This is a genomic window from Flavobacterium sp. (assembly GCF_043756175.1).
Taxonomy (GTDB): domain Bacteria; phylum Bacteroidota; class Bacteroidia; order Flavobacteriales; family Flavobacteriaceae; genus Flavobacterium.
Window position 1 is genome coordinate 1 of sequence record NZ_JAYURN010000098.1, and the last position, 15,981, is coordinate 15,981.

Genomic DNA, 15,981 nt, shown 5'->3' on the forward strand with positions numbered 1-15,981 from the left:
TTAGTTTATTGTGTTTTTTAGAATTTATCGAAAAAAAAGAGGCAGTTGTGTTTTTATCTTTTTCAGTTTTAATAACTGTATTAAATCATATAAGACATATTACTAATCTTAATTCGAAAGACAAATTCCTTTTTGCGGATAATATTGTAAATAATGGCACTTCACTTGTTTTAGCAGTTAATAAAAAAGGAGAAGTCATCTACTGTAGTGAAAACATAAGTTCTATTTTAGGTTACACTTCTAATGAAGTTAAAGGATTTAATTTTTGGAAACTAACAGGTGATAAAGAGTTTACAACAGTTTATTATGAAATAAATCCAAAATTATATACTAGAAAATTAAAATGTAAAAACGGTAATTATAGATTTATTCAATGGAAAGATTCAAAATATTCAGAAGATTTATATTTAGGAATTGGTCAAGACGTAACAGAACAAATTGAAATCGAAAATCAATATAAAAATCTTATAGAATCAGCTTCAGATATTATTTACGAAACCGACAAATATGGCAAATTCACTTTTATAAATAAATTTGCCGAAAAATTATTAGGTTATAAAGTAGAAGAAGGAATAGGGAAACATTTTTCTTTATTTATACATAAAGATTATATAGACAAAGTCACAAAATTTTATATCGATTGTTCACTAGCTAATGACGAAATTCCTTATTTAGAATTTCCAATAATAAGAAAAGACGGAAAAGAACTATGGGTATCACAAAAGGTTACGCTATCTAGAAATGCTAAAGGAAAAATTATTGGACATCTTGCTATTGCAAGAGATATATCATTTATAAAAGTACTAGAAATTGAACAAAAATACAGGCAAGAAAAAAAAGAAATTTACAATAAGATCATTAATAATTTAATAGCAATTAGATACACACATGACGATTCATTTAATAAAATAATTAATAAAATACTAAAATCAACATCAATAGGTTCAGGAATTAATCGAATAAGTTATTGGAATTATTTGAATGATAAAATTATATGTGAGAGTTTATATGATTTGAATAAAAACACATTTTCAATTCCTTCAGAAATATTAAAATTAGATTGTCCTAAGTTTTTTGAAGGAATTGAAAAAGAAAATATTATTGTTTCTGAAAGTGTTTTCAATAATAAGTATATTCAAGAATTTGTTAATATTTATGAGGAACACAATATAAAATCAATGGTTGATGTATCGGTTATTGCAAATGGCGAAAAAGTAGGAATATTATGTCTACAAAATACAGGAGAAACTAGAAAATGGGATTCAGATGATGTAAGTTTTGCACGTTCTATAGCTGATATAATATCGTTAGTTGTAGAATCGAAAAAACGTATTGAAACAGAAAAAAAACTGGCTCTGAAATCAGAAATTTTATTATCAATTGCTAAATCGACTGAGAAATTATTGAAAAATAATAATATTGATCAAATTTTTTCAGAAACATTTTCAATTATAGGGAAGGCAACAAAAGTAGATCGGATTTCTTATTTTAAGAATTATCCTTTAATAAACTCTATGAGTATAGAAAAAGAATGGGTTAATGAGAATATTGAAGCTCAAATAAATAATCCGGAACTTAAAAACATGCCTCATTCGGAAAATAAAATTTTTATAAATAAGTTATCTAAAAATGAGATTTTTAATATTGTAGTAAACGAAGTCAAGGATTGTGAAATAAAAAAACGATTAAAATCACAAGATATTCAGACCTTATTGATCTTTCCAATTGTAGTAAAAAACCAATTTTATGGATCTATTGGTTTTGATGATTGTAAAATAGAACGAACTTGGACAGAAGATGAAGTTGGCGTTTTACAAATTTTAGCAAACAATATTGCCACAGCAATCGAAAGAATTGAAAACGAAACTTTGTTACAAGAAAGCGAAGAAAGATTCAAATTATTAGCAAATAATATTCCAGGAACAGTTTACCTTTCTGAAAATAACGAAAAATGGTCTAAACTATATGTTAATGATGAAATTGAAAATCTTACTGGATATGATAAATCTGATTTTTTAGAAAATAAGATATTTCTAATAGATTTAGTTCATCCTGAAGACAAAGAAAAAGTACATGAATTAAATAAAGATGCCGTACTTAAAAAGACACCATTTCATTTAACATATAGACTGAAAAGAAAAACTGGAGAATATATTTGGGTAGAAGAATTTGGTGATGCGATTAAAAAAGAAGAAAAAGTAGTATTTATAGAAGGAATTCTTATAGATATTACAGAGAAAAAAGTTATCGAAACTGAAATTAAAGCTAGAGAATTTGCAGAAGCTTCAAATAAAGCAAAATCTGAATTTTTAGCAAATATGAGTCACGAGATACGAACTCCGCTAAATGCAATTGTAGGTTTTTCAAATTTATTACAAGACACAAAACTCGATACAAATCAATTAGAGTATTTAGGAACGGTAAATCAGTCAGCAAATATTTTATTAGAAGTAGTAAATGATATTCTAGATTTTTCAAAAATTGAAACAGGAAAATTAGAATTAGATTTTCAAACCGTTAATATTTACGAACTTGCAAATCAAATAATTGATATTATTCGTTTTGATTCCAAACAAAAAAGTATTTTATTAAATTTATTTATAGATATAGAAACTCCTGAGTATGTATTGATTGATGCTTTACGAATAAAACAAATCTTACTTAACCTTTTGTCTAATGCAGTAAAATTCACAAACAAAGGAAAAGTCGAATTACATATTTTAGTAGAATCAAAAACAGAATCTAACGTAGTACTCAAATTTTCCGTAATAGATAGTGGTATTGGAATCAAGAAAGACAATCACAAAAAAATATTCGAACCATTCTCGCAAGAAGATAACTCGACAACACGTAATTTTGGAGGAACAGGTTTGGGACTTACCATTTCAAATAATATTTTAATATTAATGAATAGTAAGCTAGAATTGAATAGCGATTTACAAAAAGGAAGTACTTTTTTCTTCGATCTTAATCTTTCTTATTACAAAACCAATGAGTTAAACATAAACAACATTGAAGTAGAATATGAAGATGTAAGCCAGTACTATGTAAATAATGTTTTTAATTTGAATAAAAAAATATTAATTGTAGAAGATAATAAAATTAATATGTTGCTTGCTAGAACATTAGTAAAAAAAATGATGCCCAATGCAATAATTTATGAGGCCGTAAATGGTCAGCTAGGAATAGATAAATATCTAGAAGTCGAACCAGATATTATATTATTAGATATTCAAATGCCAATTTTAAACGGATATGAAACCGCTAAAAAAATAAGAAAAACAGATAAAATAATACCAATAATTGCATTAACAGCTGGTACAATAAAAGGCGAAAAAGAAAAATGTTTAGAAACAGGAATGAACGATTATATTTCGAAACCAATTATAAAAGCAGTTTTTGAAAATATATTACTGAAGTGGTTACAATAAAAAGTAAAAAGTATATTTGTATAAACATTTTTAAAATTTAAATTATGAAATGGATAGGAAGACGTCAAAGTGAAAACGTTGAAGATAGAAGAGGAATGTCAACAGGTGGTAAAGCAGTTGTGGGTGGAGGAGCATTAGGAATTATTATTTTGTTACTTAATCTTTTTGGTGGTGAAAATGCACAAATGCTTACACCAATATTAGAACAGATGAATCAGCAACAAACGACTACGCAATCTGATTCGAGAGAATTGACTCAAGAAGAACAAGAAGTTGGTGGATTTGTAAAAACCGTTTTTGCCGATACCGAAGACATTTGGGCACAAATATTTAGCGAAAATAATATGGAATACCGTCAGCCAAAAATGGTATTATTTACCGATGCAGTCGAAACTGCATGTGGTAGCGCTTCCGCAGCATCAGGTCCATTTTATTGTCCAGGTGACGAAAAAGTATATATGGATTTGGTTTTCTTTCAAGAACTTCAAACTCGTTTTGGTGCAAAAGGTGGCGATTTTGCCATTGCTTATGTAATTGCTCACGAAGTGGGACATCATATTCAAACAGTTTTAGGAACATCTAATAAAGTGAGACAATTACAGCAAAGTAGGAGTGAAGCTGAAGCCAATAAACTATCGGTAGCACTAGAACTTCAAGCAGATTTTTATGCAGGTCTTTGGGCAAAATACAACCAAAAAAATCTTGACATGGACGATCTTGACGAAGCGTTAAGCGCCGCACAAGCGGTAGGTGACGATGCTATTCAGAGTAGAACTCAAGGACAAGTTGTTCCAGAATCATTTACACACGGTACATCGGAACAACGTAAATATTGGTTTATGAAAGGTTACACAACTGGCGATATTCGTCAAGGAGATACTTTTGCAGAAATGAATTAGTTAGAATCATTTTAAAATTTTAAGGTATTAGTTTAAAAAATTAGTGTTTCATTTTGAAATTTTTCTCGATAGCTAAAATCATTTCGCCAGCAATATCTTTGTGCGTTGCACCTTCGATACCTTCTAATCCAGGTGATGAATTTACTTCTAATAATAATGGACCTTTTGATGATCTAATAATATCTACACCGGCCACTTTAAGATCCATTGCTTTTGCAGCTTTAATAGCTATTTTCTTTTCTTCGGCTGTTGGTTTTATAACCGATGCCGTTCCGCCTAAATGAATATTGGCACGAAATTCTCCTGCCAAAGCTTCACGCTGTATTGTAGCTACTACTTTTCCATCTACAACAAATAATCGCAAATCTTTTCCGTTGGCTTCTTTGATAAATTCTTGTACTAAAATATTAACATTTAAACTCTTAAAAGCATTGATAACTGATTCTGCTGCTTTTTTTGTTTCTGCCAAAACGACGCCTTTTCCTTGTGTTCCTTCTAATAATTTTACGATAAGTGGTGAACCGCCAACCATTTTTATTAAATCATCAGTTTCTAAAGGAGAATTTGCAAAACCTGTGGTAGGAATATCTATACCGTGATTGAGTAATAATTGTAATGAATATAATTTGTCGCGAGATTGTGTGATGGCTGCCGATGAGTTTAAACAAAAAACTTTTAAAGCTTCGAATTGCCTAGTGAGCGCACAACCATAAAACGTAATACTTGGACGAATCCTAGGTATTACAGCATCAAAATTATCTAATACTTTTCCGCCGCGGTAATGAATTTCGGGATTGGTAGCATCGAGTTTCATATAACATTCTTTAATATTCAAAAAATGCATTTCATGTCCGCGCATGGCACCAGCTTCCATAATACGTTTGTTGCTATACAGTTCAGGATTACTGGCAAGAAGTCCAATTTTTAATCCTTTTTTTACTTCTTCAGAGTTTTGATAAAATGTTTTTATCGATTCTAAAGTTGGTTGTCCCAATAAATATTTTTGTTCTGGATCGACTAAAACCCTTCCGCTCATGGCTTCACGACCCAAAAGCATACGAAAACCCATCGAATCTCGATTGGTCAATGTCATTTCGATTTTCCAAGTTTCTTCGCCAATTTTAAGCTCTGTTTGTATCACAAAACGTTGCTCACGATAACCGCTAGAGCTTTTTACAACACGCTTGTCAATTAGTTTTGCCTCGCAATGTTTAACGGTTTTGGTATTATTTTGAATAGGATTTATATCAAACTTTACCCAATTTTCGTTATCACGAATAAACGGAGCAATATTTACTGCGTGTAATGCCGATGTTTTTGCTCCTGAATCTACACGAGCTTTGATAACTGGAATATTTAAATCTGGAAATGAACACCATTCTTCACTTCCTAGAATTAGTTTTTGTGCTAACATATTATAGGTAATTTTAATAAATCAAAAGTAGATATTTGAATTAATAAAAGAGTAGTTTTTAAAATAAAAAAACCATCTAATTCTAAGAAAAGATGGTTTAAATATATTGTAAAAAAAAAATTAACTTGTTGGTTCTTCAGCTTTTTTCTGAATGGTAACTTTTAACTCAGTTTCTCCATCTACAAAATCCATAAAAATCTCGTCTCCAGAAGCAATTTTTGAGGTTATAATTTCCTCAGCAAGAACATCTTCTACATATTTTTGAATAGCTCTTTTTAGCGGACGAGCACCAAATTGTCTGTCAAATCCTTTTTCTGCAACGTAAGCCTTTGCTTTGTCTGACAAAGAAAGTGAATACCCCAATTCTTTAACTCGAGCATATAATTTGTTTAATTCAATTTCTATAATCGAATTAATATCTTCTTTTTCTAAAGCATTAAAGACAATTACATCGTCAATTCTGTTTAAAAATTCTGGTGCAAATGTTTTCTTTAATGCATTTTCGATAATACTTTTCGAGTTATCATCAGCTTGAGAAACTTTTGCAGCGGTCCCAAAACCTACTCCTTGACCAAAATCTTTGAGTTGTCTAGCTCCAACGTTAGAAGTCATGATGATAATTGTATTCTTAAAATCGATTTTTCGTCCCAAACTATCGGTCATATAACCATCATCGAGTACTTGCAACATCATATTGAAAACATCTGGATGCGCTTTTTCGATTTCATCTAATAAAACTACACAATATGGTTTACGTCGTACTTTTTCTGTTAGTTGTCCTCCTTCTTCATAACCGACATATCCTGGAGGAGCTCCTACTAAACGAGAAATAGCAAATTTTTCCATATATTCACTCATGTCGATACGTACTAAGGCATCTTCAGAATCGAATAATTCTTTGGCTAAAACTTTGGCTAATTGTGTTTTTCCCACACCAGTTTGTCCAAGGAAAATAAATGAACCAATTGGTCTATTAGGATCTTTCAATCCAGCACGATTTCGTTGTATAGAACGAGCAATTTTAAGAACTGCTTCATCTTGTCCAATTACTTTATTTTGAATAAGTTCTGGTAATCTAGCTAATTTATTACTTTCGGTTTGAGCAATTCGATTTACAGGAATTCCAGTCATCATCGAAACGACATCTGCAACATTGTCTTCAGATACTACAATTTTATTATTTTTAGCATCATCATCCCATTCTTCTTGGGCAATGGCTAAGTCTTTTTCTAACTTTTTCTCATCGTCACGAAGCTTGGCTGCTTCCTCGTATTTTTGTCGTTTTACAACTGAATTTTTAAGTTCACGAACTTCTTCTAATTGTCGTTCTAGTTCAAGAATTTTTTTAGGAACATCAATGTTTGTGATGTGTACACGAGAGCCAGCTTCGTCTAACGCATCAATGGCTTTGTCTGGTAAAAATCGTTCAGACATATAACGATCAGTTAGCTTAACACAAGCTTCAATTGCTTCATCAGTGTAAGTTACATTGTGATGGTCTTCATATTTATCTTTAATATTATGTAAGATTGTAATTGTTTCTTCAACAGATGTTGGTTCGACAATTACCTTCTGAAAACGTCTTTCTAAAGCGCCATCTTTTTCTATATATTGACGGTATTCGTCGAGTGTTGTAGCACCAATACATTGAATTTCACCTCTTGCCAAAGCCGGTTTAAACATATTAGAGGCATCTAATGAACCTGTTGCTCCACCAGCACCAACTATGGTGTGAATTTCGTCTATAAAAAGAATAATATCGTCATTTTTTTCGAGTTCATTCATTACGGCTTTCATACGTTCTTCAAACTGTCCTCGGTATTTTGTACCAGCAACAAGACTAGCTAAATCTAGAGTCACAACTCGTTTTCCGAATAATATTCTAGAAACTTTCTTTTGTATGATACGTAAAGCCAAACCTTCGGCAATGGCTGATTTTCCCACACCTGGTTCTCCAATAAGTAATGGATTGTTCTTTTTTCTTCGGCTTAAAATTTGAGAAACTCGTTCTATTTCTTTTTCGCGTCCCACAACTGGATCTAGTTTACCTTCTTCGGCCATCTCAGTTAAATCTCTTCCAAAATTATCTAACACAGGTGTTTTCGATTTTTTATTAGATTTATTGGCAGGATTATTAAAATTATCTCCTTTTAGACTGTCATCTTGTCCTGAATCATCTCCGTATGAAGATTCGTTTTTAGGAAAATTATCTTGAAAATCTTCTTCGTTATTTGTTGGTGTCATATTCAAATATTGTTCTTTGGCTATATCGTAGTCAATTTGTAATTTGTTAAGCAATTTAGTCGTTGGGTCATTCTCGTTACGCAAAATGCATAACAGTAGATGTGCAGTACTTATTGAAGTAGCCTGAAAAACTTTAGCTTCTAGAAAAGTAGTTTTCAATGCTCTTTCTGCTTGTCTTGTAAGATGTAGGTTTTTCTTATCGTTACTCACAATTACGTTTGGGTTGGCAGGACTTAGTATTTCGACTTTTCTACGTAAATGATCTAAATCGATAGAAAGATTATTTAATATAGAGATTGCTGTACCATTACCGTCTCGTAAAATACCTAACATTAAATGTTCGGTACCAATAAAATCGTGACCTAAACGCAAGGCTTCTTCCTTACTATAAGTAATTACATCTTTGACTCTTGGTGAAAAATTATCATCCATAATTATATCTTGTTAATGTAAATTTAGTGATTTATCAATAGAAATGCAAAAATCATTCCGTACCAAATGTACTGACAGCTAATTGACAAAAAATATTCAGAAACAAGTGTTAAAAGGGGTAATATTTATTAACCAAAATAACCTTTAATATTGTTAATAAAAAGAAGAAAATTCTATTTATTAGTACATAAAAAATAATCGAGAAAGCTTATATTAGCAGGATTTTTAAAATTACATAATTAAACATAAATAAAGTATGTCGACAGGAGAAAAGTTAATACCAATTAACATTGAAGACGAAATGAAAACAGCTTACATCGATTATTCGATGTCGGTTATTGTATCGCGTGCCTTACCTGATGTAAGAGATGGTTTAAAACCAGTTCACAGAAGGGTTTTATATGGTATGTATGATTTAGGAATAACTTCGAAATCTGCCCACAAGAAATCTGCGAGAATTGTCGGAGAAGTATTGGGTAAATATCACCCACACGGAGATACATCAGTATATGATGCTATGGTACGTATGGCACAAGAATGGTCTTTGCGTTATTTATTAGTAGATGGTCAAGGTAACTTTGGTTCTGTAGATGGGGATAGTCCAGCAGCCATGCGTTACACCGAAGCTAGAATGCGTAAAATTTCGGAAGAAATTATGGCCGATATCGAAAAAGAAACTGTAGATTTTCAGTTAAATTTTGATGATACATTGTATGAACCAAAAGTAATGCCTACTAAAGTTCCTACTTTATTAATAAACGGAGCAACAGGAATTGCAGTTGGTATGGCAACAAATATGCCCCCACACAACTTAACAGAAGTTATTAATGGTACTTTAGCTTATCTAGAAAATAACGATATCGAGATTGATGAGTTAATGCATCATATTAAGGCACCAGATTTCCCTACAGGAGGAATCATTTATGGATACGAAGGTGTTCGTGAAGCTTTTAAAACTGGTCGTGGACGTATTGTAATGCGTGCAAAAGTTGGTTTTGAAGAGGTTGATGGTCGCGAATGTATTATCGTGAGCGAGATTCCTTACCAAGTCAATAAAGCCGATATGATAAAACGTACGGCGGATTTAGTTAATGATAAAAAGATTGAAGGTATATCGAACATTCGTGACGAATCGGATAGAAACGGTATGCGTATCGTGTATATCTTGAAGCGTGACGCAACTCCAAATGTTGTATTAAACACGTTATATAAATACACACAATTACAATCATCATTTTCTGTAAATAATATTGCATTAGTAAAAGGTCGTCCGCAAATGTTGAATCTAAAAGACTTGATTCATTATTTTGTTGAACATCGCCATGATGTTGTAGTTCGTAGAACCCAATTCGACTTACGTAAAGCTGAAGAAAGAGCTCATATTTTAGAAGGTTTAATCATTGCTTCCGATAATATTGATGAAGTAATTGCATTAATTAGATCATCTAAAAATACCGATGAAGCCAAGGAAAAATTAATCGAAAGATTCAAACTTTCTGATATTCAAGCCCGTGCCATCGTAGAAATGCGTTTGCGTCAATTAACTGGTCTAGAACAAGACAAGTTAAGATTAGAATATGATGAGTTAATGAAATTAATCGAGCATTTGAAAGCTTTATTGGCTGATGTTAACTTAAGAACAGCATTAATCAAAGAAGAATTAGAAGATATGCGTACCAAATATGGTGACGAACGTCGTTCTCAAATCGAATATTCAGGTGGAGATGTAAGTATAGAAGATTTAATTGCCGATGAAAATGTAGTAATTACAATCTCACATGCAGGTTATATTAAACGTACAAATCTTAATGAATACAAAACACAAAATAGAGGAGGGGTAGGTCAAAAATCTGCCGGAACTCGTGATGCCGATTTCTTAGAGCATATGTATGTGGCTACAAACCACCAATATATGATGTTCTTTACCCAAAAAGGAAAATGCTATTGGATGCGTGTTTACGAAATTCCTGAAGGAAGTAAAACCGCAAAAGGTCGTGCTTTACAAAACCTAATAAATATAGAAAGTGACGATAAAGTAAAAGCCTTTATTTGTACACAAGATCTTAAGAACAAAGATTATACGACGAGTCATAATTTGATTATGGTGACCAAAAAAGGACTAGTTAAGAAAACATCTTTAGATAAATATTCTAAACCACGTGTAAATGGTGTTGCAGCCATTACTATCAAAGAAGGAGATGAATTATTATCTGCTGAATTAACTGATGGAAACAGTCAAATAATTATAGCTGTTAAATCTGGAAAATTACTTCGTTTTGAAGAAACTAAAACCAGACCAATGGGAAGAACAGCTTCTGGAGTTCGTGGAATTAGACTTAAAGACGAATCTGATGAAGTAATTGGATTGGTTTCTGTAAATGATATGAATAGCGAAATTCTTGTAGTTGCAGAAAACGGATACGGAAAACGTTCTAGCCTTGATGAATACAGAATTACAAACCGTGGAGGAAAAGGGGTTAAAACTTTGAATATTACTGAGAAAACAGGACAACTTATCTCTATAAATACTGTTACCGATGCTGATGATTTGATGATTATAAACAAATCTGGATTAACCATCAGAATGGCTGTAGAAGATTTACGTGTAATGGGTCGTGCAACACAAGGTGTAAAATTAATTAACTTAAAAGGAAAAGATTCTATCGCAGCAGTTACAAAAGTAATGAAAGATGATGTAGAAGAGGTTCTTGTTGATGAAGACGGAAACGTTATCGAATCTGTAATTGAAAGAGTAAAACCAGTATTAGAAGTTCTTGAAGATGAAGGAACTACTGACGACGATGATGATGATGACGATTCAGAAGAAGATGATTCCGATGAAGAGGAAGACGATTCTGAAGATGAAGCATAAATAAATGAGGTTTTCAATGTTTGGCACAGATATTGAAAATGCTAATTTTAAAATTTTAACAATAAAAATTAATACGCATATAAAATGAAAACAAAATTTAAAATTATTATAGGATTATTATTTTTCTCTTTAACAACATTCGCTCAAAAAGATCAAGTGAAAATATTAAAGAAAATCTATGCAAAAGAAATAATTACTGATGCAGATTTAGTAGATTACAAAAAAAATGCTACAAAATATGGTGATGTAGCTATTGAAGAGGAAGATAAGGTTTATTCAGAATTTTATAAAAGTATATTACCTATTTTAGAAATAAACGCTTTGGGTGCTAATGTAACTACAATGCAAAAAGCCAATTTTATAAATATGGAAACCATTTCTGATTTATCTTCAGGATTAAATGGAACTTTAGATTTCGAAAAGAAAACAGGTAAAAAGCTTTATACTGATAAAATTAATGAAACGATAAGAAACTTTAAACCCATATTTTGGGAATATGTTGTTGTATTAGATGGTCAAAAAAAATATAAAGAAGTTTCTCAAGCGGCATATTTAATTTATCAACTGGATAAAAAAGATTTAGAAAGACTTTATATTGCTGCCGAATATGCTTTACGTGCCAAAGAATATGATAAATCAATTCAATATTATAATGAGTTAAATGCACTAAAATATACTGGTGAATCTACAACTTATATTGCAAAAAGTAAGGTAAATGACGAATACAACGCTTTTAGTTCGCTAGCCGAAAGAGATATTGCAGTAAAAATTGGAACACACACTGATCCTAAAATTGAAAAAACACCTTCTAGAACAGGAAGTATTTATAAGAATATTGTTGAATCATACATTGCAAAAAATGATATTCCAGGAGCAAAAAAAGCTATTGTAGATGCACGACTTACCAATCCTGATGATACATCATTAATACTTACTGAAGCAAATTTGTATTTAAAAACGGAAGACTTTGATACCTATAAAAAATTAATTACAGAAGTTTTAGCTAAAAACCCAAATGATGCCGATTTATTTTTTAATTTAGGAGTTATATCTTCAAAATCTAAAGATGGTCAAGCTGAAGCAGAAAAAAATTATTTGAAAGCAATACAAATTGACCCAAAATATAGAAATGCTTATATTAATCTTGCCGTTTTAAAACTAGAAGGAGAAACTAAATTGCTTGATCAAATGAATAAACTGGGAACCTCTCCTGCGGACAGTAAAAAGTATGATGTTTTAAAAGCGAAACGAGAAGGCTTATATAAATCTGCATTGCCTTATTTAGAAAAAGCAGAAGAGCTTTTTACAGGTGATGCTGATATAAAATCGACATTGCTTAATGTATATAATGCACTCGATATGACCGAAAAGGCAAAAGCATTAAAAGCTAAAAAATAAAAAGCCCTATTGAATATGCCCCAAAAGTATGATACTATTTGGGGCATTTTTTATGGATAATTTTTTAATATTAAAAAATGTTTTTTTCTAACTAAAATATTTACAAAAAAGTTTATTCTACTTGACGGCAATCATTGATATTTCAATGTTTACATTTTTTGGTAAACATGCAACTTGAACAGTTTCTCTTGCAGGTGCAGTTTCTTCGGTAAAATACTTTCCATAAACAGTATTTATTCTTGCAAAATCTCCCATATTCATGATGAAAATAGTTGTTTTTATTACATCGTCAAAAGTCATATTAGCCGCTTCAAGGACAGCTTTAAGGTTTTGCATAACTTGCTCGGTTTCTATTTCTATGTTATCTAAAATTAAATCTCCTGTGGCAGGATTTATAGCCACTTGTCCAGAAGTATACAAAGTATTTCCGCTTAAAATTGCTTGATTGTATGGTCCAATTGGAGCAGGTGCATTATCTGTAAAAATTATTTTTTTCATTTGTAATATTTTTAAATCTAAAATTAAAGTGTTTTGTCCTGTGTATTGCGTTTATCCCACTTAATATCGCTTAATACAGATGAACTAATTCCTATAAAGAAATACCATGAAGCTTGGTTACCAAGCGGCATCCAATTAAAATCCATTCGCCAGCTTAATAAATCTCGTTCGAAACGCAATTGGGTATAAGTAACACCTTTTTGTACAAAATCGTAACCAGACGAAACTCCAGCTTTCCATTTGGGTGTTATATCTATATTTCCAGAAAACATAAGTGAACTATTTGATATTTTTTTCTCTCGATTATTATTATCATAAGTTAGTGAGTAAGCTAGTTTTAAGTCCCAAGGTATTTGAGCATTAAAAAAACCTGCAAATTTTTCTTCTTTGTTATCTTTTCCAAATTGACTTTCATTACGGTTACTAAAATCGGTGGTTTTCCCAAATAGATCGTCTTCACGACCTCCGTTTTGTACCCCTTTGTTGTTAAATGAATCATCTTTCTTTTTTTCTTCTTTTTTACTAGATAACGAATAATTAAGAGTCATATTAGCACTTGTCATTCTAAAAAGACTTCCGCCATTGTCTATGTTAAAAATGTTTAAGGCTTTTCCATTTGCATCTATCGCATAAGGATTTAAAGTTGCACCAAAATTCACGTTCATTTTTTCTTTAAACAAACTTGTTCCGCCGCTAACTCTAATAGGTTGCCATGCTTGACCTCCTTTTTCAACAATCATATTATATCCTGTAGAAAATTGAAGATTATTAAGTAACATAATCTTTTTGGGCTCTACTTTTGTAGAATCTCGATCTCTTACTTTTGCTTCGAAAGTATTGTTTAATGAGAAACTTAAAATATTAGAAAAATTCTTGTCTGGTGCTCCAAAAATTCCTTTTTCAAAACGATTATAATCTGCCATTTTACCGCTTCCATCGATAGCATAAGTATCGTAATATTTCACGAAACTGGGTTTATAACCATAACCTACATTTGGTGTCATAACATGGCGTATAGCCTGGATTTTTTTGTCTTTACTTACATTAAATGTTCCGTAAATAGTAGTTCCTAATCCTGCATTAAAATTATAGGTTCTAAAGGCATCGAAACCATTATTTATGGTTTCATCGACTACGTTGGTTACGGCATTATATTTTTTCTGAATTGTTTTTATATACCATGTTTCAATATAATTTACTGATGTTGATACGTTTAAGTATTTTAAAACTTTAAAACTAGTACTTAACGGAATCGTGTGTTGCATACCATTTTTTGCATCACGAAACATTTGAGGTTTAAAAAATAAAGAATCGACAGTTTGTATTTCATTTCTCGCTGATAAATTATAAGTAAGATTAATGTTTTTTATAAAACCTTTTTTAGAATCTTCATTTTTAGCAAAAGGATACATTCTGTCTAAACTTGCCGTTAGTGTTGGCAAAGTCATGTTTATTTGTCCTGTATTTGTATTTTGGCTATGGTTTGCAGTAATGGCAAAATTGGCTTGCGGAACAGTATTGAATGTTTTCGAATAATTTATAGATGAACTTAAAGTATTGTTTAATGAAGCTGAATTATTTATTTGATTAAATGAGCTTTTGAAATATTTTTGACTTCCTAAATTCACCGATGCCGAAAATCTCGAGTTTGGAGTTGCTTTAGCATCTGGAGAATGGCTCCATTGCAAATTATAAATATTATTTTTCCCATAACCAGGTAAGCCACGTTCGCCAGTAATCTGATTTTCAAACCTGAAATTTAAATTACCACGGTATTTATAAATCTTTGCATAATTTGTTTCTGCTCTAAATGCATAACTTCCGTTTGTGTAATAATCGCCTAAAAGTGCCAAATCATAATGCTTACTCAGTGCAAAATAATATCCTCCGTTTTGCAAAAAATAACCTTGAGCATTCGAATCTCCAAAAGTTGGAATAATTATTCCAGAAACATTACGCTCCTTCGATAAAGGAAAATATGCAAACGGAATGGCGATAGGAGTAGGAACACCTGCAATTACCATATTTGTAAATCCAGTTACTACTTTTTTACCGGGAACTAGCTTTATTTTTCGAGCCAAAAAGTAATATTCTGGATCTTCTAGATTTTTTGAAGTTGTAAAACGAGCATTTTTTATAAAATAAACCGAATCGTTTTCTCGTTTTGTAATCTCTCCTTTTACTCTAAATTCGTCTTGGTCGGTTCTAGAATTCCAAATTAAGGCTTTTCTTGTTTTAAAATTAAAACGAATAGAATCTGGTTCGACTATATTTTCTCCTTGCTTGAAATATGGATATTGCGAATAAGCATTAGCAGAATCCTTTATTCGACCTGCATAAACTTCGTCTTTTTCGTAATCTATAACAATAGTTCCAGACTTTAGTTCAACATCTTTATAATACACTTCAGCTTTATCATAAAGTGTAATTTGTTTCTTTTTTTGATTTATTTTAGCATATTTCGCAGCTTTATACTTAATTTGACCCTCAAGTAATCGTTTTTTTTTAGGAACACTATCTTTTTTGATGGAGTCGCTAGTTTTAATAATATTTTTCAAACCAATATTTAGGCTATCTTCCTGTTTTTTAGTAGGTATAGAAGGGCTTTTTTTAGGTAACTCTTGGGAATAAGAAGTGTTATATCCAAAAGTTAATAAAAAAGCTAAAAAAACGATATGAAATAAGTTTGTACGCAACGCTATAAATACTATTTTTGTAAAAATATGGCTTAATTTTTGAAGTGACAAACTTACAATCTATTTTTAAAAAAATTAAGCATTTAGTAAAATTATA

General features: G+C 31.1%; 8 protein-coding genes. 4 read left to right on the plus strand and 4 right to left on the minus strand.

Annotation, left to right across the window (positions count from 1 at the left end):
* Window positions 1–3,431: PAS domain S-box protein (locus tag ACH2BP_RS07555; protein WP_395058543.1), on the plus strand; the 3,431-nt coding region annotated here is incomplete at its 5' end.
* A 44-nt stretch (window positions 3,432–3,475) separates the two neighbouring features.
* Entirely contained in the window at window positions 3,476–4,330 is an 855-nt protein-coding gene (locus ACH2BP_RS07560) for a neutral zinc metallopeptidase (protein ID WP_395058545.1), read from the plus strand.
* Window positions 4,331–4,370: 40 nt separating this feature from the next.
* On the opposite strand, the gene rimK is transcribed toward ACH2BP_RS07560, so the two are convergent.
* Window positions 4,371–5,744 (minus strand): 30S ribosomal protein S6--L-glutamate ligase, encoded by a 1,374-nt coding sequence (gene rimK, locus ACH2BP_RS07565; RefSeq protein WP_395058547.1) that lies wholly within the window; start codon window positions 5,742–5,744, stop codon window positions 4,371–4,373.
* Window positions 5,745–5,864: 120 nt separating this feature from the next.
* Window positions 5,865–8,420: an ATP-dependent Clp protease ATP-binding subunit gene (locus tag ACH2BP_RS07570; RefSeq protein WP_395058549.1), complete on the minus strand. Its 2,556-nt coding sequence runs from the start codon at window positions 8,418–8,420 to the stop codon at window positions 5,865–5,867.
* A gap of 256 nt (window positions 8,421–8,676) precedes the next feature.
* Here ACH2BP_RS07570 and gyrA point away from each other — a divergent pair, with 256 nt between their 5' ends.
* Together gyrA and ACH2BP_RS07580 are read left to right on the plus strand one after the other, a co-directional pair.
* Complete coding sequence (gene gyrA / locus ACH2BP_RS07575; RefSeq protein ID WP_395058551.1) at window positions 8,677–11,292, plus strand: DNA gyrase subunit A; 2,616 nt, start codon at window positions 8,677–8,679, stop codon at window positions 11,290–11,292.
* Between the two features lie 84 nt (window positions 11,293–11,376).
* On the plus strand, window positions 11,377–12,690 hold the full coding sequence (locus ACH2BP_RS07580; protein ID WP_395058553.1) for a tetratricopeptide repeat protein: 1,314 nt from the start codon (window positions 11,377–11,379) through the stop codon (window positions 12,688–12,690).
* Window positions 12,691–12,807: 117 nt separating this feature from the next.
* On the opposite strand, the gene ACH2BP_RS07585 is transcribed toward ACH2BP_RS07580, so the two are convergent.
* The gene (locus tag ACH2BP_RS07585; protein WP_395058555.1) at window positions 12,808–13,188 is read right to left on the minus strand and encodes a RidA family protein; all 381 of its coding nucleotides are present in this window, start codon (window positions 13,186–13,188) and stop codon (window positions 12,808–12,810) included.
* 23 nt (window positions 13,189–13,211) lie between these two features.
* Window positions 13,212–15,935, minus strand: coding sequence for a putative LPS assembly protein LptD (locus ACH2BP_RS07590; RefSeq protein ID WP_395058557.1), 2,724 nt, complete (start codon window positions 15,933–15,935; stop codon window positions 13,212–13,214).
* Window positions 15,936–15,981 lie beyond the last annotated feature (46 nt).

Excerpts from the sequence above, each read along its gene's own strand:
- ACH2BP_RS07560 (WP_395058545.1), top strand. The coding sequence starts at position 3,476 with ATGAAATGGATAGGAAGACGTCAAAGTGAAAACGTTGAAGATAGAAGA.
- rimK (WP_395058547.1), bottom strand. The coding sequence starts at position 5,744 with ATGTTAGCACAAAAACTAATTCTAGGAAGTGAAGAATGGTGTTCATTT.
- ACH2BP_RS07570 (WP_395058549.1), bottom strand. The coding sequence starts at position 8,420 with ATGGATGATAATTTTTCACCAAGAGTCAAAGATGTAATTACTTATAGT.
- gyrA (WP_395058551.1), top strand. The coding sequence starts at position 8,677 with ATGTCGACAGGAGAAAAGTTAATACCAATTAACATTGAAGACGAAATG.
- ACH2BP_RS07580 (WP_395058553.1), top strand. The coding sequence starts at position 11,377 with ATGAAAACAAAATTTAAAATTATTATAGGATTATTATTTTTCTCTTTA.
- ACH2BP_RS07585 (WP_395058555.1), bottom strand. The coding sequence starts at position 13,188 with ATGAAAAAAATAATTTTTACAGATAATGCACCTGCTCCAATTGGACCA.